The sequence below is a fragment of the Bacillus changyiensis genome, assembly GCF_027706145.1.
Lineage (GTDB): Bacteria > Bacillota > Bacilli > Bacillales > Bacillaceae > Bacillus > Bacillus changyiensis.
The window spans coordinates 29,374-52,487 of record NZ_JAQFWW010000008.1 but is presented as its reverse complement, the minus strand read 5'-3'; the positions used below and the strand labels follow the sequence as shown (position 1 = coordinate 52,487).

At 41.0% G+C, this 23,114-nt stretch carries 23 protein-coding genes and 2 other annotated features; all 23 genes read left to right on the top strand.

The annotated features are described in order from the left end of the window. Window positions 1-13: 13 nt before the first annotated feature. The 23 genes from ispD (at window position 14) to fusA (ending at window position 23,101) form a co-directional block, all read left to right on the top strand. Window positions 14-709, top strand: a complete 696-nt coding sequence (ispD, locus tag PDT38_RS17885) for a 2-C-methyl-D-erythritol 4-phosphate cytidylyltransferase (protein ID WP_270803435.1) — start codon at window positions 14-16, stop codon at window positions 707-709. Then, window positions 702-1,178, top strand: coding sequence for a 2-C-methyl-D-erythritol 2,4-cyclodiphosphate synthase (ispF, locus tag PDT38_RS17880; protein ID WP_270803434.1), 477 nt, complete (start codon window positions 702-704; stop codon window positions 1,176-1,178). Before ispD ends, ispF begins: the two co-directional genes overlap by 8 nt. Before the next feature lie 81 nt (window positions 1,179-1,259). Continuing rightward, window positions 1,260-2,711 carry a glutamate--tRNA ligase gene (gene gltX / locus PDT38_RS17875; protein WP_270803433.1) on the top strand — a complete coding sequence of 484 codons (1,452 nt, stop codon included), beginning with the start codon at window positions 1,260-1,262 and terminating at the stop codon, window positions 2,709-2,711. Window position 2,712: 1 nt separating this feature from the next. Further along, window positions 2,713-2,944, top strand: a binding site (T-box leader). 78 nt (window positions 2,945-3,022) lie between these two features. Further along, window positions 3,023-3,688 carry a serine O-acetyltransferase gene (gene cysE / locus PDT38_RS17870; protein ID WP_270803432.1) on the top strand — a complete coding sequence of 222 codons (666 nt, stop codon included), beginning with the start codon at window positions 3,023-3,025 and terminating at the stop codon, window positions 3,686-3,688. Further along, window positions 3,669-5,072 (top strand): cysteine--tRNA ligase, encoded by a 1,404-nt coding sequence (gene cysS, locus PDT38_RS17865; protein ID WP_270803431.1) that lies wholly within the window; start codon window positions 3,669-3,671, stop codon window positions 5,070-5,072. Before cysE ends, cysS begins: the two co-directional genes overlap by 20 nt. A gap of 2 nt (window positions 5,073-5,074) precedes the next feature. Further along, window positions 5,075-5,491, top strand: coding sequence for a Mini-ribonuclease 3 (locus PDT38_RS17860; RefSeq protein ID WP_270803430.1), 417 nt, complete (start codon window positions 5,075-5,077; stop codon window positions 5,489-5,491). Next, entirely contained in the window at window positions 5,488-6,237 is a 750-nt protein-coding gene (gene rlmB, locus PDT38_RS17855; protein ID WP_270803429.1) for a 23S rRNA (guanosine(2251)-2'-O)-methyltransferase RlmB, read from the top strand. The genes PDT38_RS17860 and rlmB overlap by 4 nt, the downstream gene beginning before the upstream one ends. 7 nt (window positions 6,238-6,244) lie before the next feature. Further along, window positions 6,245-6,757: a ribosome-dependent mRNA decay endonuclease Rae1/YacP gene (gene rae1, locus PDT38_RS17850; RefSeq protein ID WP_270803428.1), complete on the top strand. Its 513-nt coding sequence runs from the start codon at window positions 6,245-6,247 to the stop codon at window positions 6,755-6,757. Between the two features lie 63 nt (window positions 6,758-6,820). Further along, window positions 6,821-7,492 (top strand): RNA polymerase sporulation sigma factor SigH, encoded by a 672-nt coding sequence (gene sigH / locus PDT38_RS17845; RefSeq protein WP_270803427.1) that lies wholly within the window; start codon window positions 6,821-6,823, stop codon window positions 7,490-7,492. 88 nt (window positions 7,493-7,580) lie between these two features. Next, window positions 7,581-7,730, top strand: coding sequence for a 50S ribosomal protein L33 (gene rpmG, locus PDT38_RS17840; RefSeq protein WP_006640304.1), 150 nt, complete (start codon window positions 7,581-7,583; stop codon window positions 7,728-7,730). A gap of 30 nt (window positions 7,731-7,760) precedes the next feature. Continuing rightward, on the top strand, window positions 7,761-7,931 hold the full coding sequence (gene secE, locus PDT38_RS17835) for a preprotein translocase subunit SecE (protein ID WP_270803426.1): 171 nt from the start codon (window positions 7,761-7,763) through the stop codon (window positions 7,929-7,931). Window positions 7,932-8,105: 174 nt separating this feature from the next. After that, window positions 8,106-8,639 carry a transcription termination/antitermination protein NusG gene (nusG, locus tag PDT38_RS17830; RefSeq protein WP_148959271.1) on the top strand — a complete coding sequence of 178 codons (534 nt, stop codon included), beginning with the start codon at window positions 8,106-8,108 and terminating at the stop codon, window positions 8,637-8,639. 170 nt (window positions 8,640-8,809) lie between these two features. Further along, window positions 8,810-9,235, top strand: coding sequence for a 50S ribosomal protein L11 (gene rplK / locus PDT38_RS17825; protein WP_172292056.1), 426 nt, complete (start codon window positions 8,810-8,812; stop codon window positions 9,233-9,235). A gap of 102 nt (window positions 9,236-9,337) precedes the next feature. Further along, window positions 9,338-10,036: a 50S ribosomal protein L1 gene (rplA, locus tag PDT38_RS17820; RefSeq protein WP_270803425.1), complete on the top strand. Its 699-nt coding sequence runs from the start codon at window positions 9,338-9,340 to the stop codon at window positions 10,034-10,036. A gap of 48 nt (window positions 10,037-10,084) precedes the next feature. Beyond that, window positions 10,085-10,223 (top strand) — a sequence feature (ribosomal protein L10 leader region). 67 nt (window positions 10,224-10,290) lie between these two features. Next, window positions 10,291-10,791 (top strand): 50S ribosomal protein L10, encoded by a 501-nt coding sequence (gene rplJ / locus PDT38_RS17815; protein ID WP_270803446.1) that lies wholly within the window; start codon window positions 10,291-10,293, stop codon window positions 10,789-10,791. 44 nt (window positions 10,792-10,835) lie between these two features. Next, the gene (rplL, locus tag PDT38_RS17810; RefSeq protein ID WP_270803424.1) at window positions 10,836-11,207 is read left to right on the top strand and encodes a 50S ribosomal protein L7/L12; all 372 of its coding nucleotides are present in this window, start codon (window positions 10,836-10,838) and stop codon (window positions 11,205-11,207) included. Between the two features lie 139 nt (window positions 11,208-11,346). Continuing rightward, entirely contained in the window at window positions 11,347-11,952 is a 606-nt protein-coding gene (locus PDT38_RS17805; RefSeq protein ID WP_270803423.1) for a class I SAM-dependent methyltransferase, read from the top strand. A 254-nt stretch (window positions 11,953-12,206) separates the two neighbouring features. Further along, window positions 12,207-15,785: a DNA-directed RNA polymerase subunit beta gene (gene rpoB, locus PDT38_RS17800; protein ID WP_270803422.1), complete on the top strand. Its 3,579-nt coding sequence runs from the start codon at window positions 12,207-12,209 to the stop codon at window positions 15,783-15,785. A gap of 58 nt (window positions 15,786-15,843) precedes the next feature. After that, window positions 15,844-19,443, top strand: a complete 3,600-nt coding sequence (rpoC, locus tag PDT38_RS17795) for a DNA-directed RNA polymerase subunit beta' (protein ID WP_270803421.1) — start codon at window positions 15,844-15,846, stop codon at window positions 19,441-19,443. 119 nt (window positions 19,444-19,562) lie between these two features. After that, window positions 19,563-19,811 (top strand): 50S ribosomal protein L7ae-like protein, encoded by a 249-nt coding sequence (locus PDT38_RS17790; RefSeq protein WP_270803420.1) that lies wholly within the window; start codon window positions 19,563-19,565, stop codon window positions 19,809-19,811. 104 nt (window positions 19,812-19,915) lie between these two features. After that, window positions 19,916-20,332, top strand: coding sequence for a 30S ribosomal protein S12 (rpsL, locus tag PDT38_RS17785; RefSeq protein ID WP_270803419.1), 417 nt, complete (start codon window positions 19,916-19,918; stop codon window positions 20,330-20,332). A gap of 170 nt (window positions 20,333-20,502) precedes the next feature. Further along, complete coding sequence (gene rpsG / locus PDT38_RS17780; protein WP_172292321.1) at window positions 20,503-20,973, top strand: 30S ribosomal protein S7; 471 nt, start codon at window positions 20,503-20,505, stop codon at window positions 20,971-20,973. Window positions 20,974-21,022: 49 nt separating this feature from the next. Next, complete coding sequence (gene fusA / locus PDT38_RS17775) at window positions 21,023-23,101, top strand: elongation factor G (RefSeq protein WP_270803418.1); 2,079 nt, start codon at window positions 21,023-21,025, stop codon at window positions 23,099-23,101. Window positions 23,102-23,114: the final 13 nt, after the last annotated feature.

The window sequence follows — 23,114 nt, the reverse complement described above, 5'->3', positions numbered from 1 at the left end:
GGGAGAAAGAAAGATGGATTATCAAGTCATTATTCCTGCTGCCGGACAAGGCAAACGAATGAAGGCCGGAAAAAATAAACTGTTTATTAAGGCAAAAGGAACATCTGTTATTATTCATACATTAAAGGTGTTTGAACACCACAATGCATGTAAAAGAATCATTCTTGTGATCAATGAGAACGAATACGATGAATTTAACAGTCTTTTAAATGAGTATCATTTTATCACACCTATCAAAATTGTAACTGGTGGAAGCGAACGCCAGCACAGTGTTATGCAAGGAATTCAAGCAGTCGGAAAAGAAGGAATAGTCCTTGTCCATGATGGGGCTAGACCGTTTATCAAACAGGAACATATCGAACAGCTTGTTAAAAAAGCAAATGAAACAGGTGCTGCAATTGTTGCTGTACCAGTCAAAGATACCATCAAACGCGTTCAAGACGATGAGATAACTGGAACAATTGAACGTTCAAGCTTGTGGGCCGCTCAAACCCCGCAAGCTTTTCGTCTTTCTATTTTGATGAACGCCCATCTTAAAGCTGAAGCAACAGGGTTTTTTGGAACAGATGATGCCAGTCTGGTTGAAGAAGCGGGTGGAAAGGTCGCTATCATTCAGGGAGATTATCAAAACATTAAGTTGACAACACCTGATGACCTGCTTGTTGCAGAGGCGATATTAGAAGCGGAAAGAAGGAATGAACATGTTTAGAATTGGACAAGGGTTTGACGTTCATCAGCTTGTAAAAGGAAGACCGCTTATTATTGGAGGAGTTACGATTCCATCTGAACAAGGTCTTTTAGGGCATTCTGATGCTGATGTGCTTTTGCACACCATTGCTGATGCTTGTCTTGGAGCGATTGGAGAAGGTGATATTGGCAAGCATTTTCCGGATACTGATCCAGAATTCAAAGATGCCGATTCCTTTAAACTTCTCCAGCATGTGTGGCAGTTAGTCAAGGGGAAAGGGTATACGCTTGGGAACCTTGATTGTACGATCATTGCCCAAAAACCAAAAATGGCTCCTTATATTGAAGACATGCGGGTCAGAATTGCGGAAGGGTTGGACGCTGATATTTCGCAAATTAATGTAAAGGCGACGACAACCGAAAAGCTTGGGTTTACAGGAAGAGCTGAAGGAATAGCGGCTCAGGCTGTCGTACTCATCCAAAAAAGTTGATTCACTTTGTAGGTCATTTCATTTAATGATAAAATAGAACTAAATGTGAACTATGACCTGATACGAAAGGAAGTTAGACAGATGGGAAATGAAGTTCGGGTTCGATATGCACCGAGTCCTACCGGGCATTTACATATTGGAAATGCAAGAACTGCCCTTTTTAATTATTTATTTGCTCGAAGCCAAGGTGGGAAATTCATCGTTCGGATAGAAGATACAGATCAAAAACGAAATATTGCGGGCGGAGAGCAAAGCCAGCTCAACTATTTAAAATGGCTGGGCATGGATTGGGATGAAAGTGTAGATGTCGGTGGTGAATATGGACCATACCGTCAATCTGAAAGAAATGAAATTTACAAAACATATTATGAAGAACTGCTTGAAAAAGGTCTGGCATATCATTGTTATTGCACAGAGGAAGAGCTTGAGAAAGAGCGAGAAGACCAATCAGCCCGCGGAGAAATGCCGCGTTATTCTGGAAAGTGTTGTAGCTTAACAAAAGAAGAAAAAGAAAAACTTCGCGCTGAAGGAAGGCAACCAAGCATCCGTTTTAAGGTTCCTAAGGGAGACGTCATTACTTTTCAAGACATTGTCAAAGACGAAATTTCTTTTGAAACAGATGGAATCGGTGATTTTGTCATCGTCAAAAAAGACGGAACACCAACATATAACTTTGCTGTCGCAGTCGATGATTATTTAATGAAAATGACACATGTTTTACGTGGAGAAGACCATATTTCTAATACACCGAAGCAAATCATGATCTATAATGCGTTTGGTTGGGACATTCCGGATTTTGGACATATGACGCTGATTGTCAATGAAAATCGTAAAAAACTAAGTAAACGCGATGAATCAATCATTCAATTTATTGAACAATATGAAGAACTTGGCTATTTACCAGAAGCGCTGTTTAACTTCATTGCTCTGCTTGGCTGGTCACCGGTCGGTGAAGAAGAACTGTTTACAAAAGAACAGTTTATTGAGATCTTTGATGTGAAGCGTTTATCAAAATCACCAGCTGTGTTTGATACGCATAAACTGAAATGGGTTAATAACCAATATGTGAAAAAACTTGATCTTGATCAGGTTATTCAATTGACGGTTCCACATTTGCAGAAAGCAGGGAAACTTTCACAAGAACTTTCTGAGAATGAACAAGAATGGGTTCGTAAGCTCGTCTCTCTTTATCAAGAACAGTTAAGTTATGGTGCAGAAATTGTCGAGCTAGCGGAGTTGTTCTTTAAAGACGAAATCCAGTATAATCATGAAGCAAGAACTGTTTTAGAGGAAGAACAGGTTCCGGAAGTGCTTCAAGTATTTGCTGAGAAACTCGAACAGTTGGAAGAGTTTACAGCGGAAAACATCAAAGCATCCATCAAAGCTGTTCAAAAGGAAACAGGACATAAAGGAAAAAAACTGTTTATGCCAATCCGTGTGGCAACAACAGGTCAGACTCATGGACCTGAATTGCCTCAGTCGATTGAGTTGATCGGAAAAGACACTGTTTTAAAACGGTTGAAAAGTAAATAAGCAAAAATCGTTGACAGAGAAAAGTATAAAGTAGATGGCCTTTAAAGAGAGAGTCTTCAGCGGCTGAGAGAGACTTAAGTGCCTTGCTTTAGAAATGCATCTCTTGAGACCTTTAAAGAACGTTTTTAAACTAGTATTTAAAGGCGGTGTCCACCGTTATGGATGAAAGTTGGGAAAACAGATGGGCTGTTTTCTAAACAGAGTGGAACCGCGTTTAATAAAACGTCTCTGTCATTATGGCAGAGGCGTTTTTTGTATGGTTTGGTTTAATGTCCGTTAAAAAAAGAGAAGCGGGAAAAGGGGGGAATCATGTGTTTTTGAAAATGCTTAAAGAAGATGTGGAAGTCGTATTTGATCAAGATCCGGCTGCCAGAAGTTATTTTGAAGTCATCCTAACTTATTCAGGTTTGCATGCGATATGGGCCCATCGAATTGCGCATGCTTTATATAAAAGAAAAAGATTTTTCATTGCCAGAGTCATCTCACAAATTTCTCGCTTCTTCACAGGAATCGAAATTCATCCAGGTGCGAAGATTGGCAGAAGGTTTTTTATAGATCATGGAATGGGCGTTGTTATTGGAGAGACATGTGAGATCGGCCATAATGTAACCGTTTTTCAAGGAGTGACTCTTGGAGGAACAGGAAAAGAAAAAGGCAAGCGGCATCCGACAATTGAAGATGATGCATTGATATCAACAGGGGCCAAGGTACTTGGTTCTATCACGATAGGGAGAGGTTCAAAAATCGGAGCGGGCTCTGTTGTCCTACATGATGTTCCAGAGTGCTCAACTGTCGTCGGAATCCCAGGACGTGTTGTTGTCCAAAATGGAAAGAAAATTAAACGGGATCTTAATCATCAAGATTTACCAGATCCAGTCGCTGACCGTTTCCGAGAATTAGAGCATGAAATCCAACGTCTTAAACAAGAACTAAAGGGAAAAGAAGGGAAGATGAGTCATGACGATTGTACTTTATAATACACTGACAAGAAAAAAAGAACAGTTTATCCCTCTTGAAGAGGGCAAAGTGAAAATGTATGTTTGCGGACCGACTGTTTATAACTACATTCACATTGGAAATGCAAGACCGGCTATCGTCTACGATACCGTTAGAAAATACTTGGAGTACAGAGGGTATGATGTTCACTATATCTCTAACTTTACAGATGTTGATGACAAATTGATTAAAGCAGCAGAGGAGCTCGGTGAAGAGGTGCCCGTGATCGCCGAACGGTTTATCAAGGCGTACTTCGAAGATGTTGGTTCACTTGGCTGCTCAAAAGCCGATTGCCATCCACGCGTGACTGAAAATATGGACGATATTATTGATTTTATTAAGACTTTGATTGAAAAGGGATACGCTTATGAAGCTGATGGAGATGTTTATTATAAAACAAGATCATTTGCTGGCTATGGAAAGCTTTCTCACCAATCGATTGATGAGTTAAGATCAGGTGCACGAATTCAGATCGGTGAGAAAAAAGAGGATGCTCTTGACTTTGCTTTATGGAAAGCGGCTAAAGAAAATGAAATCTCTTGGGATAGTCCATGGGGAAAAGGGCGACCAGGCTGGCATATTGAGTGCTCGGCAATGGCTAGAAAATACTTAGGAGATTCGATCGATATTCATGCAGGGGGACAGGATTTGACATTTCCTCACCATGAAAACGAAATTGCCCAATCTGAAGCTTTGACAGGAAAGACTTTTGCGAAATATTGGCTTCATAACGGTTATATTAATATTGATAATGAAAAAATGTCCAAATCTCTAGGGAATTTTGTTCTTGTTCACGAGATTATTAAAGAATATGATCCGAAAGTACTGAGATTTTTTATGTTGTCTGTTCATTACAGGCATCCAATTAACTATTCAGTTGATTTGTTGGAGAATACAAAAAATGCTTTTGATCGGTTAAAAACCGCTTATGGCAATTTGCAATATCGGCTAAAAAGCAGTACAAATTTAACAGAAGAGGATTCCAAGTGGCTTGAAAAAATTGCTGAGCAGCGAACCGCTTTTGAAACTGCAATGGATGATGACTTCAATACAGCGAATGCGATTTCTGTCCTGTTCGATCTAGCTAAGCATGCAAACTACTATTTACAAGAAAAAACCACTGCTGAACATGTCATTAAGGCCTTCCTTCATTTGTTTGATGAGATTTGTTCGGTTCTGGGGTTTTCACTTCAGGAACAAGAGCTTTTGAATCAAGACATTGAAGAGTTAATTGAAAAGAGAAACGAAGCCCGCAGAAATCGAGATTTTGCAACATCTGATAACATCCGTGATCAATTAAAAAGCATGAACATCATTTTAGAGGATACTCCTCAAGGGACACGCTGGAAAAGAGGAGAATCATAAACATGAAGTTAGAAACCATTAAACATGCTAAACAAATGAATGGGCTAGCACTTGCTTACATGGGTGATGCCGTTTTAGACATTTATGTCAGGCATCACCTGTTAAAGCAAGGAGTGTCAAAACCTCATGACTTACACAAACGGTCAAGTCGTTATGTTTCTGCAAAATCACAGGCATGCATGCTATTTGAACTGGAAAAGCAAGGTTTTTTCACTGATGAAGAACAAGCTGTGCTCAGAAGAGGACGAAATGCAAAGTCAGGAACGGTACCTAAAAATACTGATGTTCAAACGTATCGCTACAGTACAGCTTTTGAAGCGGTTATAGGGTATCTTTTTTTGGAAAACAGGGAAGAAAGGCTTGATGAATTGATTCAAAAAGCATTGGAAAAACGGGATGGAAGGGAGGAAATAAAATGACACAGCAACACGATTATGTTATTGGGAAAAACGCGGTAATTGAAACTTTAAAATCAGACCGAGAACTGTATAAATTGTGGATGGCGGAAAACACGGTAAAGGGACAAGCTCAGCAAGTCGTTGAACTCGCAGCTAAAAGAGGGATTACAATTCAGTATGTTCCGAGAAAAAAACTTGATCAGATGGTTTCTGGACAGCATCAGGGCGTGGTCGCCCAAGTTGCAGCATATGAGTATGCACAATTAGACGACCTTTTTCAAAAGGCAGAAGCGAAAAATGAACAGCTGTTTATCCTTGTATTAGATGAAATCGAAGATCCGCATAATTTAGGCTCAATCATGAGGACAGCTGATGCAGCTGGTGCCCACGGTATTATTATTCCAAAACGGCGTGCGGTCGGCCTTACCACTACTGTTGCAAAGGCTTCAACAGGTGCAATTGAACATATTCCGGTCGTTAGAGTAACCAATCTTTCACGAACATTAGAAGAACTGAAAGAACAGGGCGTCTGGGTTGTCGGTACCGATGCATCAGCGAATCAAGATTACAGGTCAATGGATGGAAACATGCCGCTGGCATTGGTGATCGGGAGTGAAGGAAAAGGAATGGGGAGACTTGTCAAAGAAAAATGCGATTTTCTCTATTCTCTGCCGATGGTAGGAAAAGTCACTTCTTTAAATGCGTCTGTTGCAGCCGGCTTGCTTATGTATGAAGTTCTTCGGAAGCGAAGCCCTTTAGGAGATTAAAGAGGGAATGGACATCCTTTTAGTAGACGGCTATAACATGATTGGATCCTGGCCTATGTTAAAGGATCTAAAAAAGAACAGCTTTGAAGAAGCAAGGGACCTGTTGATTCAAAAAATGGCGGAATATCAATCTTACACAGGTTTTCGTGTGATTGTTGTGTTTGATGCACACCTCGTCAAAGGAATTGAAAAGAAAAAAATTAATCATCGTGTAGAGGTGATTTTCACAAGAGAAAATGAAACAGCTGATGAACGAATTGAGAAACTAGCTTCAGATTTAAATGATATTCAAACGCAAATTCATGTTGCTACATCAGACTATACTGAGCAGTGGGCGATCTTTGGGCAGGGAGCGTTACGCAAGTCTGCCCGAGAATTGCTACGGGAAGTTGAAGCGATTGAGAGAAAAATTGAAAAAAGGGTAAAAAAAATTACTTCAGAACGCCCAATCAGCAAGATACCAATCTCAGAAGAAGTCCTAAAAAAATTTGAAAAATGGCGGCGGGGCGATTTGGAGTAGGTTGACGCATTTTTAGCTATTACTGTATAATATTTCTATCTACGTGCGGTCGGGGGGATCGGAGTGAACTTAAAAAACAACCAGGGAAAATTCAGCAAGGAGCAGTTCAACAAAGAACGGTTTTGCCAGTTGGAAGATGAGCAGGTTATTGAAATGGTTCATGTCGGAGACAGTGATGCGTTAGATTATTTAATTACAAAGTACCGTAACTTTGTGAGGGCAAAAGCAAGATCCTATTTTTTAATTGGAGCTGATCGAGAGGATATTGTTCAGGAAGGGATGATTGGTCTCTATAAATCTATCCGTGATTTTAAAGAGGACAAGCTGACTTCTTTTAAAGCTTTTGCAGAATTATGCATTACCCGCCAAATTATTACCGCGATTAAGACAGCAACTCGCCAAAAACATATTCCGTTAAATTCTTATGTGTCGCTGGACAAGCCGATTTATGATGAAGATTCAGACCGAACGCTTCTGGATGTTATTTCGGGAGCTAAAGTAATGAATCCTGAAGAGTTGATAATCAATCAGGAAGAGTTTGATGATATTGAACTTAAGATGGGAGAATTACTTAGCGATTTAGAAAGAAAAGTACTTGCACTTTATCTTGATGGAAGATCCTATCAGGAGATTTCTGAAGAGTTGAATCGTCATGTCAAATCAATCGATAACGCGCTTCAACGTGTCAAACGCAAATTGGAGAAATATTTGGAACTTCGTGAAATCAGTTTGTAACTGATGCTTCCGGCATATTGACAGTGATTTTAGTACTGTGGTATTTTACTAAAAGAAATGATTGTCCAGAAAAAAGGTGTAAACAAACATGAAGAAAAAAATAACATTAGCTTGTAAAAATTGTGGGAATCGCAATTATACGACAATGAAAAGCTCCGCAGCATTAGCTGAGCGGCTTGAAGTAAAGAAATACTGCAATAACTGCAACTCACATACAGTACATCTTGAAACAAAATAGTTTTTTGTTTTTAGATTGTGGAGGCGTAATATGAAATTTTTAAAAAATGTCGCAAAAGAAATGAAGAAAGTCAGTTGGCCAAAAGGCAAAGAATTAACGCGCTATACGATTACTGTTATTATTACTGTTGTTTTTTTCGCGGTCTTTTTTGCCTTAGTCGATTCGGGTTTTACACAATTAATTCGTTTAATAGTTGAATAATGATCAGAAAAACGTGTTATAATAGATCTAAATATGACTCGCAAAAAAACCCGTTCAACGGGTTTTTTCATTGTTTTAAAATATGAGGCTCGTATAAAAGAAGTGTCGGTTTCTCATTACGGCCTAAAATATTATGGTGTGGGGAGGGAAGGACTAGAGAGGTCCTGAATGAGAATGGAAAAGAAATGGTATGTTGTACACACGTACTCCGGCTATGAAAATAAGGTCAAAGCAAACTTAGAAAAACGGGTTGAATCGATGGGGATGCAGGATAAAATTTTCCGTGTCGTTGTACCTGAAGAAGAAGAAACGGATATCAAAAATGGGAAGAAAAAAGTAGTTAAGAAGAAAGTATTCCCTGGTTATGTTTTAGTTGAACTTGTGATGACAGATGACTCTTGGTATGTTGTCAGAAATACGCCTGGTGTGACAGGCTTTGTCGGTTCTGCTGGTTCAGGTTCTAAACCGACCGCTTTACTACCAGGTGAAGCAGAAAGAATTTTGAAACGGATGGGCCTTGAAGAACGAAAAACAGAAATTGATTTTGAACTGAAGGAAACTGTTAAAGTGATCGATGGTCCGTTTGCCGATTTTACAGGGACAATTGAAGAGATCGACCATGACAAAAACAAGGTGAAAGTGTTTGTTAATATGTTTGGAAGAGAAACCCCTGTTGAACTTGAATTTACTCAAGTTGACAAATTGTAATAGAATAAGCGCTTGAAATCACTATATAAAAGTGGTAATATACAAAGGTGCGTCTTGGCAGAAATGGCAAGGCAGCTAGCTTGATATTTTCATCATTCATATAAAGAATGAGACCTTGAGTGGGAGGGTTCACCCTATTACCACATCACGGACTTAAGGAGGTGTGTCTCGTGGCTAAAAAAGTAGTAAAAGTAGTAAAATTGCAAATTCCTGCTGGGAAAGCGAATCCAGCTCCACCAGTTGGTCCTGCGTTAGGTCAAGCCGGTGTTAACATCATGGGATTCTGTAAGGAGTTTAACGCTCGTACATCTGACCAAGCTGGTCTTATCATTCCTGTAGAAATTTCGGTTTACGAAGACCGTTCATTTACATTTATTACAAAAACTCCGCCAGCTGCTGTGTTACTTAAAAAAGCGGCTGGAATTGAGTCAGGTTCTGGTGAACCTAACCGTAATAAAGTAGCAACCGTCAAGCGCGATAAAGTACGTGAAATCGCTGAAACGAAAATGCCTGACTTGAATGCAGCAAGTGTTGAAGCGGCTATGCGCATGGTTGAAGGAACTGCCCGCAGTATGGGTATTGTGATTGAAGACTAATTTTTTGTTTCTTTGTTGGGTTGCGAGTTTGGATTAGACAAGTTCGCAACCCTTATTCGTGGGAGGTTATTCCGCTAAAACCACTAAGGAGGAAATTTTTAAATGGCAAAAAAAGGAAAGAAGTACGTAGAAGCGGCGAAGCTTGTTGAACGTACAAAAGCTTATGATGTAAATGAAGCAATTGAGCTTGTGAAAAAAACAAACACTGCTAAATTTGATGCTACTGTTGAAGCTGCATTTCGTTTAGGTGTTGACCCTCGTAAAAATGATCAGCAGATCCGCGGTGCGGTTGTTCTTCCAAATGGAACAGGTAAAACACAACGCGTCCTTGTTTTCGCTAAAGGAGAAAAAGCGAAAGAAGCAGAAGCTGCTGGTGCAGATTATGTAGGGGATACTGATTACATCAACAAAATTCAGCAAGGTTGGTTTGAGTTTGATGTGATCGTGGCGACTCCTGATATGATGGGTGAAGTCGGTAAAATCGGACGCGTGCTTGGACCAAAAGGTCTTATGCCAAACCCTAAAACAGGTACAGTTACGTTCGAAGTTGAAAAAGCAGTAAACGAAATCAAAGCTGGTAAAGTTGAATATCGTGTCGATAAAGCTGGAAACATTCATGTGCCAATCGGTAAAGTTTCTTTTGATGATGTGAAGCTTGCTGAAAACTTTGCAACAATTTACGACACAATTATGAAAGCGAAACCTGCAGCTGCTAAAGGTGTCTATGTGAAGAATGTATCTGTCACATCTACAATGGGACCTGGGATTAAAGTAGATCCTTCAACTTTTAACGTAAAATAGTATTGACTCATATCATTCGTTTTGATATAATTCAAAACGTTGTAAAATAAAATATGTCCATTTATACCGTAGACAGTAGGTGCCTGTGGCTTAATTCCCTACCGAGGTGTATATATATCACAGCTTTACGCAACGTATGCTTGTATATACAGCCTCCATGTCAAATGGAGGCTTTTTATATGGAATTCGTCGTTAAAGAACGTGACACCGAGCGGTATAAGTGTTACACGATTAAATCTATAGGAGGTGTAACCATGAGCAGTGTAATTGAAACAAAAAAAGCTGTTGTTCAAGAAATTACTTCTAAACTGAAAGAAAGTAAATCAACAATTATTGTTGATTATCGCGGTCTTAATGTTTCTGAAGTTACTGAACTTCGTAAGCAACTGCGCGAAGCGAACATTGAGTTCAAAGTTTACAAAAACACAATGACTCGTCGTGCGGTTGAACAAGCTGAACTTGATGGTTTGAATGATGTCTTAACGGGACCGAATGCGATTGCATTCAGTACTGAAGATGTTGTCGCTCCAGCAAAAGTAATTAACGAGTTTGCTAAAAAACACGAAGCTCTTGAAATCAAAGCTGGTGTTATCGAAGGTAAAGTTTCTACTGTTGAAGAAGTGAAAGCTCTTGCTGAACTTCCATCTCGCGAAGGCTTACTTTCTATGTTGCTTAGTGTACTTCAAGCTCCAGTTCGCAACCTTGCTCTTGCTACAAAAGCTGTGGCAGAACAAAAGGAAGAACAAGGCGCTTAATGTAGTCGGTTTATAAAAAATGAAAACAAATGGAGGAATTACAAATGGCTTTAAACATTGAAGAAATCATTGCTTCCGTTAAAGAAGCAACTGTGCTTGAATTAAACGAGTTAGTAAAAGCAATTGAAGAAGAATTTGGTGTAACTGCAGCTGCTCCTGTAGCTGTAGCTGGTGGAGCTGCTGCTGGCGGAGCTGCTGAAGAGCAAACTGAATTTGATCTTATTCTTGCTGGTGCAGGAGATCAAAAGATCAAAGTTATCAAAGTTGTGCGTGAAATCACTGGTCTTGGCTTGAAAGATGCTAAAGAACTTGTTGACAACACTCCAAAACCTCTTAAAGAAGGTATTGCCAAAGAAGAAGCTGAAGAGCTTAAAGCTAAACTTGAAGAAGTTGGCGCTTCTGTAGAAGTTAAGTAATCTTCGCCTAATCTTTAGGGGAAAGCTCGCTTTTAAAAGCGAGCTTTTTCTTTGCTGATTAACTATTTTTCTTCCGTATAATAAAAGCCATCTTGCTTCAAGATAGTGAAAAGGGTTCACAACTTTAGGAGGTTCTATCATGACTGACCATTATTATTCTGAAAAACCTTCAGTGAAGAGCAACAAAATAAAGTGGACATTTCTATTAAGGAACCGGACATTTACATTTGTAAGTGACAGTGGCGTATTTTCAAAAAAAGAGGTCGACTTTGGTTCTAGACTGTTGATTGAGGCTTTCCAAGAACCTGAGGTAGAAGGTGATTTTTTAGATGTAGGCTGTGGATACGGTCCTATCGGTCTTTCTCTTGCTGCAGATTTCAAAAATCGACTCGTTCACATGGTTGATGTCAATGAAAGGGCAGTTGAACTTTCAAAAGAAAATGCGTTACATAATCAGATCGAAAACATTGATATATACCAGAGTGATCTGTTTTCCAATGTCGATCCTGCTCAAACATTTGCTTCTATTATCACGAATCCCCCTATACGAGCTGGGAAAAAAATAGTGCATGCTATCTTTGAAAAAAGTGCTGAATATTTACGGTCTTCAGGTGACTTATGGGTCGTCATTCAAAAAAAACAAGGCGGGCCTTCTGCTATTGATAAATTAAAAGAGCTTTTTGCGGATGTTGAAATCGTCCAAAAAAAGAAAGGATACTATATTATCAGAGCAAAAAAAGTTTGACTCGGATTTTCAGCTATGTTAGTATTATAAAATGCCAATGTATATATTTTGCTTACCGTTTTTTTTTCTGAAACATATTGGTTTGTATAAAATATATATTTATGGGAAAACTAATAAAATCGGTATTTTGTTTTTGGATGTGGTTTTCTAATTAGAAACCCTTTTTTCTTTTGTCTTGTAAAGGTATTTCTTACATATATGAGAAAGAAATGCTTGTTACACATATATTACGCATGATTTGAGGGGTGAATCAGTTGACAGGTCAACTAGTTCAGTATGGACGACACCGCCAGCGCAGAAGCTATGCACGCATTAGCGAAGTGTTAGAATTACCAAATCTCATTGAAATTCAGACCTCTTCTTATCAGTGGTTTCTTGATGAGGGTCTTAGAGAGATGTTTCAAGACATATCACCAATTGAGGATTTCACTGGTAACCTCTCTCTGGAATTTATTGATTACAGCTTAGGTGATCCAAAGTATCCAGTAGAAGAATCAAAAGAACGTGATGTAACCTATTCAGCTCCGTTGCGGGTCAAAGTTCGCTTAATCAACAAAGAAACTGGCGAGGTAAAAGACCAGGATGTTTTCATGGGGGATTTCCCGATCATGACAGACACCGGAACCTTTATTATTAACGGTGCGGAACGCGTCATTGTATCTCAGCTTGTTCGTTCTCCAAGTGTATATTTCAGTGGTAAAGTTGACAAAAACGGTAAAAAAGGTTTTACCGCAACTGTCATTCCAAACCGTGGCGCATGGTTAGAATACGAGACAGATGCGAAAGATGTTGTTTATGTCCGCATTGATCGCACACGTAAGTTGCCGGTTACGGTTCTTTTGCGTGCTCTTGGCTTTGGATCTGATCAGGAGATTACTGATCTTGTCGGTGAAAACGAGTATTTGCGCAATACTCTTGATAAAGATAATACAGAAAACACTGATAAGGCACTTCTTGAAATTTACGAACGCCTCCGTCCTGGAGAGCCGCCAACAGTAGAAAATGCAAAGAGTTTGCTTGACTCAAGGTTCTTTGATCCAAAAAGATATGACCTTGCAAGTGTAGGACGTTATAAAATTAATAAAAAGCTTCACATTAAAAATCGTCTTTTCAATCAACGACTTGCGGAAACGCTTATCGATCCTGAAACAGGAGAGATTCTTGCGGAAAAAGGTACGATTTTGGACAGAAGAACACTTGATAAAGTACTGCCGTACTTGGAAAATGGGATTGGCTTTAAAAAGCTATATCCAAATGGCGGTGTAGTTGAAGATGAAGTGATCCTTCAATCTATTAAAATCTACGCTCCAACTGACCAAGAAGGGGAGCAAACGATCAATGTGATCGGAAATGCTTTTATTGAGGAAGGTGTTAAAAATATTACACCAGCCGATATTATCTCTTCAATCAGCTATTTCTTCAACTTGCTTCATGGAGTTGGAGACACTGATGATATTGACCATTTAGGAAACCGCAGACTCCGTTCTGTAGGTGAACTGTTACAAAACCAGTTCCGGATTGGTCTAAGCAGGATGGAACGTGTTGTTCGGGAAAGAATGTCCATTCAGGACACAAATACAATTACGCCTCAGCAACTGATTAATATACGTCCTGTTATTGCTTCAATTAAAGAATTTTTCGGAAGTTCACAGCTTTCTCAGTTCATGGATCAAACAAATCCTCTTGCTGAGTTAACGCATAAACGGCGCCTATCAGCGCTCGGACCTGGTGGTTTGACACGTGAACGCGCCGGAATGGAAGTGCGTGACGTTCACTATTCACACTATGGTCGGATGTGTCCGATTGAAACACCTGAGGGTCCGAACATCGGATTGATTAACTCTCTTTCTTCGTTTGCTAAAGTTAATCGTTTTGGCTTTATTGAAACACCGTATCGCAGGGTTGATCCTGAGACAGGAAAAGTCACGCCAAGGATCGATTATTTAACGGCTGATGAAGAAGATAACTATGTTGTGGCACAGGCAAACGCTCGACTTGCTGAAGACGGATCATTTATTGACGACCAAATTATTGCCCGCTTTAGAGGTGAGAACACAGTTGTTCCAAAAGACCGTGTTGATTACATGGACGTTTCACCAAAACAAGTTGTCTCTGCAGCCACTGCGTGTATTCCTTTCTTAGAAAACGATGACTCAAACCGTGCTTTGATGGGTGCGAACATGCAACGTCAAGCAGTTCCGCTTATGCAGCCTGAATCACCAGTTGTCGGAACGGGAATGGAGTATGTATCAGCGAAAGACTCTGGTGCTGCTGTCATCTGTCGCTATCCGGGAATCGTTGAACGGGTAGAAGCTAAAAATGTTTGGGTTCGCAGATATGAAGAAGTAGATGGTCAAAAGGTAAAAGGAAATCTTGATAAATACAGTATGCTGAAATTTGTTCGTTCCAACCAGGGAACTTGCTATAATCAGCGTCCAATTGTAAGCGTCGGAGATGAGGTTGTAAAAGGTGAAATTTTAGCTGATGGTCCGTCTATGGAAAAGGGTGAACTTGCCCTTGGACGCAATGTGATGGTCGGCTTCATGACATGGGACGGCTATAACTATGAGGATGCCATCATCATGAGTGAACGCCTTGTGAAAGACGACGTATATACATCGATTCATATTGAAGAATATGAATCAGAAGCAAGAGATACAAAACTTGGACCTGAAGAAATCACACGTGATATTCCAAACGTTGGAGAAGATGCTCTTCGTAACTTGGATGAGCGCGGCATTATTCGTGTCGGTGCTGAAGTAAAAGACGGAGATCTTCTTGTTGGAAAAGTAACGCCAAAAGGGGTTACTGAGCTTACTGCAGAAGAGCGCTTGCTTCATGCTATTTTCGGAGAAAAAGCACGTGAAGTTCGCGATACATCTCTCCGTGTTCCGCACGGCGGAGGCGGGATTATCCTTGATGTCAAAGTTTTCAATCGTGAAGATGGCGATGAACTGCCTCCTGGCGTCAATCAGCTTGTCCGTGTGTACATTGTTCAGAAACGTAAAATTTCTGAAGGAGACAAAATGGCAGGCCGACATGGTAATAAAGGGGTTATCTCGAAGATTTTGCCTGAAGAAGATATGCCTTATCTACCTGATGGAACACCAATTGATATTATGTTAAACCCACTCGGTGTTCCATCACGGATGAACATCGGGCAAGTATTGGAGCTCCACCTCGGTATGGCTGCACGCCGTCTTGGTCTTCATTTCGCATCACCGGTATTTGACGGTGCTCGTGAAGAAGATGTATGGGAAACGCTTGAAGAAGCTGGGATGTCAAGAGATGCAAAAACCGTACTATACGATGGTCGTACGGGAGAACCGTTTGATAACCGGGTTTCTGTTGGAATCATGTATATGATCAAACTTGCCCACATGGTTGATGACAAACTCCATGCTCGGTCAACAGGACCTTATTCACTCGTTACTCAACAACCTCTCGGAGGTAAAGCGCAGTTCGGTGGACAGCGTTTTGGTGAGATGGAGGTGTGGGCACTTGAAGCATATGGTGCTGCATACACACTTCAAGAAATTCTGACCGTTAAATCCGATGATGTCGTTGGTCGTGTGAAAACTTATGAAGCGATTGTAAAAGGTGACAACGTTCCAGAACCAGGTGTTCCAGAATCGTTCAAAGTATTAATTAAAGAACTTCAAAGTTTAGGTATGGACGTTAAAATTCTCTCAAGTGATGAAGAAGAAATTGAAATGAGAGATTTGGAAGATGATGAGGATGCAAAACAAAATGAAGGTCTTACTTTATCAAATGATGAAGATGAAGAAACAGCATCCCCTGATATAGAACATGATACCGTCACAAAGGAATAAACGAATTTTTTGTGCAAGTGACAGGGTATAACCCGAAGAAAAAAGGGAGGTAGGCCCCTTGCTAGATGTGAACAATTTTGAGTACATGAACATCGGTCTCGCTTCACCTGATAAAATCCGTTCATGGTCTTATGGAGAAGTGAAAAAGCCTGAAACAATCAACTATCGTACTTTGAAACCTGAAAAAGATGGTCTGTTCTGTGAGCGCATTTTCGGTCCTCAAAAGGACTGGGAATGCCATTGCGGAAAGTACAAGCGAGTTCGTTATAAAGGCGTAGTTTGTGACCGTTGTGGAGTTGAAGTAACGCGGGCTAAAGTCCGACGAGAAAGAATGGGACATATTGAGTTGGCGGCTCCAGTTTCTCATATTTGGTATTTTAAAGGAATACCAAGCCGTATGGGTCTTGTGCTAGATATGTCTCCTCGTGCTTTAGAAGAAGTGATCTATTTTGCTTCCTATGTGGTAACAGACCCGGCAAACACGCCGCTTGAAAAGAAGCAGCTGTTGTCTGAAAAGGAATACCGGGCATATCTTGATAAATACGGAAGCAAGTTTCAAGCTTCTATGGGTGCAGAAGCGATTCATAAACTTCTTCAAGATATCGATCTTGTAAAAGAAGTAGATGCACTTAAAGAAGAGCTTAAAACGTCTCAAGGACAGCGACGGACACGGGCGATCAAACGACTTGAAGTGTTGGAGGCTTTCCGTAATTCCGGAAACAAACCATCTTGGATGATCCTTGATGTTCTTCCGGTTATTCCTCCTGAACTGAGACCGATGGTACAGCTTGACGGTGGTCGTTTTGCAACATCTGATTTAAACGATCTTTACCGCCGTGTCATTAACCGTAACAATCGCTTAAAACGTCTTCTTGATCTTGGAGCTCCAAGTATCATTGTGCAAAACGAAAAACGTATGCTTCAAGAAGCAGTCGATGCATTAATTGATAATGGGCGCAGAGGTCGTCCTGTTACGGGACCAGGTAATAGACCGTTGAAATCACTTTCACATATGTTGAAAGGTAAACAAGGTCGTTTCCGTCAAAATCTACTCGGGAAACGTGTTGACTACTCAGGTCGTTCTGTTATCGTTGTTGGTCCGAACCTGAAAATGTACCAGTGTGGACTACCGAAAGAGATGGCTTTGGAACTTTTCAAGCCTTTCGTCATGAAAGAGTTGGTTGAAAAAGGTCTTGCCCATAACATAAAGAGCGCGAAGCGTAAAATCGAACGTGTTCAACCAGAGGTTTGGGATGTTCTTGAATCGGTTATTAAAGAGCATCCGGTACTTCTAAACCGTGCCCCTACGCTTCACAGATTGGGAATTCAGGCATTTGAGCCAACACTTGTTGAAGGCCGTGCCATCCGTCTTCACCCGCTTGTTTGTACAGCATACAATGCAGACTTTGACGGTGACCAAATGGCGGTACACGTTCCTTTATCAGCCGAAGCACAAGCGGAAGCGCGTATTCTTATGCTTGCTGCACAAAATATTCTCAATCCTAAAGATGGAAAACCGGTTGTTACGCCATCACAGGATATGGTACTTGGAAATTATTACTTAACATTAGAGCGCCCTGGTGCAGTCGGGGAAGGTATGATTTTCAAAGATACAGATGAAGCGTTGTTGGCCTATCAAAACGGGTATGTGCATTTGCATACGAGAGTCGCTGTTGCAGTTAATTCTTTGAAGAATGAAACATTCACTGAAGAACAGCGTTCTAAGTTGCTCATTACAACTGTAGGAAAGTTGATCTTCAATGAAATTCTTCCGCCATCATTCCCGTATATGAATGAGCCGACAAAGAGTAATATTGAGGAAAAAACACCTGATCGTTTCTTCGTAGACTATGGTGTAGATGTGAGAGCTGCAATTCAAGCACAAGAAGTTAATGCCCCATTTAAAAAAGGCATTTTAGGTAAAATTATTGCGGAGATATTCAAAAGATTCCACATCACTGAAACATCAAAAATGCTTGACCGCATGAAGAATCTTGGTTTTAAATTCTCTACAAAAGCTGGAATTACCGTCGGCGTTTCTGACATCGTGGTTCTGGATGATAAACAGAGAATTCTTGAAGAAGCCCAAGGGAAAGTTGATAACGTTCTGAAACAATTCAGACGTGGTCTGATTACAGAAGAAGAACGTTATGAACGTGTCATTTCCATTTGGAGTGCGGCGAAAGATACGATCCAAGGTAAGTTGATGAAATCGTTGGATGAAGTGAACCCGATCTACATGATGAGTGACTCTGGAGCACGGGGTAATGCATCAAACTTTACACAACTTGCAGGTATGCGTGGTCTAATGGCCAACCCGGCAGGTCGGATTATCGAACTTCCAATTAAATCGAGTTTCCGAGAAGGTTTAACAGTGCTAGAATACTTTATTTCAACGCACGGAGCTCGTAAAGGTCTTGCCGATACAGCGTTGAAGACTGCTGACTCAGGTTACTTGACTCGCCGTCTTGTTGACGTAGCTCAAGATGTTATTATCCGTGAGACAGATTGTGGTACGGATAGAGGTATTTTGGCAAAGGCTATTACAGAAGGCACAGAAGTGATCGAACGCCTTGAAGAGCGACTGATTGGTCGTTTTGCAAGAAAACCTATTAAACATCCTGAAACAGGGGAAATTCTTGTTAAAGAGAATGAACTGATTGATGAAGACAAAGCGCTGGAAATTGTTGAGGCAGGCATAGAAGAGGTCTGGATTCGCTCCGCATTTACATGTAATACATCACATGGTGTATGTAAACGATGCTATGGCCGCAATCTAGCGACTGGTACAGATGTTGAAGTTGGTGAAGCAGTCGGAATCATTGCAGCCCAATCAATTGGTGAACCTGGTACACAGTTAACGATGCGGACCTTCCATACAGGCGGGGTTGCTGGAGACGATATTACCCAAGGTTTACCGCGTATTCAGGAACTATTTGAAGCCCGTAATCCGAAAGGTCAGGCGACAATTTCTGAAATTGACGGTGTTATAGCTGAAATTAACGAAGTCCGTGACAAACAGCAGGAAGTCGTCGTTCAAGGGGAAGTAGAAAGTCGTTCATATACGGCTCCTTACAATTCCCGTCTTAAAGTATCTGAAGGTGACAAAATTTCCCGCGGACAGGTGCTAACTGAAGGTTCAGTTGATCCGAAAGAACTTTTGAAAGTAACGGATATCACCACAGTTCAAGAATATCTGCTACATGAAGTGCAAAAGGTTTACCGGATGCAAGGTGTTGAAATTGGTGATAAACACGTCGAGGTAATGGTTCGTCAGATGCTCCGCAAAGTACGGGTTATCGATGCCGGTGACACAGACGTGTTACCTGGAACACTCCTGGACATTCACCAGTTTACACAAGCAAACAAAAAAGTGTTGCTTGAAGGAAAAAGACCTGCGACAGGCCGTCCTGTAATACTTGGTATTACAAAAGCATCGCTTGAAACAGACTCCTTCTTGTCTGCTGCTTCATTCCAAGAGACAACGCGTGTCTTGACAGATGCAGCGATTAAAGGAAAACGCGATGAACTACTCGGTCTGAAAGAGAATGTTATTATCGGGAAACTTGTTCCAGCGGGAACGGGTATGCTGAATTACCGCAAAGTAAAGCCGATCAAACAAGCAAACCCTTCCGAGGAAATGGTTCCTACAGAATAAAAATTAAAATCTCCTAAAGAAGGATGTCTAAAAATGGTCACACTGTGTTGACATCCTTCTTTTAGGATGATAATATAATCAAGGTGCTCAAGTTAACCTGTTACTTTGGAGGATATCTGATGTCTTATGATAAAGTATCACAGGCACAATCTGTTATTATCGGTACGAAGCAGACAGTTAAAGCGCTCAAACGCGATTCAGTAAAGGAAGTTGTCGTAGCAAAAGATGCGGACCCTAGTCTGACAACTCAGGTCATTACTCTGGCAAATGAACATGGTGTTCCGGTTGCAATGGCAGAGTCTATGAAAAAGCTCGGCAAGGCCTGCGGAATTGAGGTAGGAGCAGCAACTGTTGCCATTATTCAATAACGTACTTGTTGTTTTTGCTTGTTTGCAAAGACATTGTTTTTTGCATTAAAATGAACCACCTGGGTATGTGGATTATAAAACGTAATGAAAGGAGGAGATTCAACATGCCTACAATTAATCAGTTAATACGCAAGGGACGCGTGAACAAAGTGGAAACTTCTAAGTCTCCTGCACTTAACAAAGGATACAACAGTTTCAAGAAAGAGCACACTAATGTATCTTCACCACAAAAACGCGGGGTATGTACACGTGTTGGTACAATGACACCTAAGAAGCCAAACTCAGCGCTTCGTAAATATGCCCGTGTGCGCCTAACAAATGGAATTGAGGTTACTGCCTACATTCCGGGTATCGGACACAACCTGCAAGAGCACAGTGTTGTACTAATCCGTGGCGGACGTGTTAAAGACTTACCAGGTGTACGCTACCACATTGTACGTGGTGCACTTGATACTGCCGGTGTTGAAAACCGTGCACAAGGTCGTTCTAAGTATGGTACAAAACGTCCTAAGAAAAAATAATGATTAAGCTTAAATAAAACCAAAAAGGGTTTTTAAAGCAAGAAATTCTGGCAAAGCTGTTTAAAGGCATCGGACTTCCGCGTCTTGCGGTTGTTCACCCTTTTGGCGGTTATAAGAGCGAGAAACTCATCTGCTTAAAGCCCGTATACAAAAGAAGGGAGGATAATCAGATGCCTCGTAAAGGTCCTGTAGCAAAAAGAGACGTTTTACCTGATCCACTTTATAATTCTAAGCTTGTAACTCGTTTGATCAACAAAATGATGATCGACGGTAAAAAAGGTAAAGCTCAAACAATCCTATACAAGTCATTCGATATCATTAAAGAACGTACCGGCAACGATGCAATGGAGGTTTTCGAACAAGCATTGAAAAACATCATGCCAGTACTTGAAGTTAAAGCACGTCGTGTAGGTGGTGCGAACTACCAAGTGCCTGTAGAAGTACGTCCTGATCGTCGTACGACTCTTGGACTTCGCTGGTTAGTGAATTACGCTCGTCTTCGTGGAGAAAAGACAATGGAAGAGCGTCTAGCTAACGAAATTCTTGATGCAGCTAACAATACTGGTGCTGCTGTTAAGAAACGTGAAGATACGCATAAGATGGCAGAAGCTAACAAAGCATTCGCTCACTATCGTTGGTAATCTTACGCGAAAAAAAATTATTCCCTAAGAAGGAAGGAGAAAAGACCCAATGGCAAGAGAGTTCTCCTTAGAAAAAACACGTAATATCGGAATCATGGCTCATATCGATGCCGGTAAAACGACTACAACCGAACGTATCTTGTTCTATACTGGCCGTATCCACAAAATTGGTGAAACTCATGAAGGGGCTTCCCAAATGGACTGGATGGAACAGGAGCAAGAACGTGGTATCACGATTACATCTGCTGCGACAACTGCACAATGGAAAGGATACCGAGTAAACATTATCGACACACCAGGACACGTAGACTTCACTGTTGAAGTTGAACGTTCACTTCGTGTGCTTGACGGTGCTGTTGCTGTCCTTGACGCACAGTCCGGTGTTGAACCGCAAACGGAAACCGTTTGGCGTCAGGCAACAACTTATGGAGTACCTCGTATCGTATTTGTCAACAAAATGGACAAAATCGGTGCTGATTTCCTTTACTCTGTAAGTACTTTAAGAGATCGCCTTCAAGCGAATGCACATGCAATCCAATTGCCGATTGGTGCTGAAGACCATTTTGAAGGGGTTATTGACCTTGTAGAAAATGTCGCTTATTTCTATGAAGATGATCTTGGTACTCGTTCAGAAGCGAAAGAAATTCCTGATGAGTATAAAGAAAAAGCTGAAGAGCTACGTAGCAGCTTAATTGAAGCCGTTGCTGAGCTTGATGAAGAGCTGATGGAAAAATATCTTGAAGGTGAAGAAATCACTGTTGATGAGCTGAAAGCTGGTATTCGTAAAGGTACATTGAATGTAGAGTTCTATCCAGTTCTTGCTGGTTCTGCATTCAAAAACAAAGGTGTTCAGCTGGTACTTGACGCAGTTCTTGATTACTTACCTGCGCCAACTGATGTACCTGCAATCAAAGGTATTGTTCCTGACTCTGATGAAGAACTCGTACGCGAATCTTCTGATGATGAGCCATTCTCAGCACTTGCATTTAAAGTAATGACAGACCCTTACGTTGGTAAGTTGACGTTCTTCCGTGTGTATTCTGGGACACTTGAGTCAGGTTCATATGTGAAAAACTCTTCTAAAGGCAAACGTGAGCGTGTCGGTCGTATTCTACAAATGCATGCCAACAGCCGACAAGAAATCTCTACAGTTTACGCTGGGGATATCGCGGCAGCTGTTGGTCTGAAGGATACATCTACTGGGGATACTCTTTGTGACGAAAAGAATCTTGTGATTCTTGAATCAATGGAATTCCCTGAACCGGTTATCGACGTTGCAATCGAACCAAAATCAAAAGCTGACCAAGATAAGATGGGTGTTGCTTTAGCTAAACTTGCTGAAGAAGATCCAACTTTCCGTGCCCAAACTGATCCAGAAACGGGTCAGACGATCATTTCTGGTATGGGTGAACTTCACCTTGATATCATTGTTGACCGGATGAAGCGCGAATTTAAGGTTGAAGCAAATGTTGGTGCACCTCAAGTTGCGTACCGTGAAACATTCCGTTCCGGTGCAAAAGTTGAAGGTAAATTTGTACGTCAATCAGGTGGACGCGGTCAGTTCGGACACGTTTGGATCGAATTTGAACCAAATGAAGAAGGCGCTGGCTTTGAATTTGAAAATGCGATTGTCGGAGGGGTTGTTCCACGCGAATACATTCCGGCTGTTCAAGCGGGTCTTGAAGACTCACTTCAAAACGGTGTTTTAGCTGGATTCCCGCTGATCGATATTAAAGCGAAACTTTTTGATGGATCTTACCATGATGTTGACTCTAACGAAATGGCGTTTAAAGTCGCTGCTTCTATGGCATTGAAAAATGCAGTCAGCAAATGTAATCCTGTTCTTCTTGAACCAATCATGAAAGTTGAAGTGGTTATTCCAGAAGAATATATGGGAGATATCATGGGTGACATCACATCTCGACGCGGCCGTGTCGAAGGTATGGAAGCTCGCGGTAATGCCCAAGTCGTTCGCGCGATGGTTCCTCTTTCTGAAATGTTTGGTTACGCTACTGCTCTTCGTTCTAACACACAAGGACGCGGTACGTTCACAATGCACATGGATCATTATGAAGAAGTGCCGAAGAGTATTTCAGAAGAAATCATCAAAAAAAATAAAGGCGAATAATTGATTTTGCCGC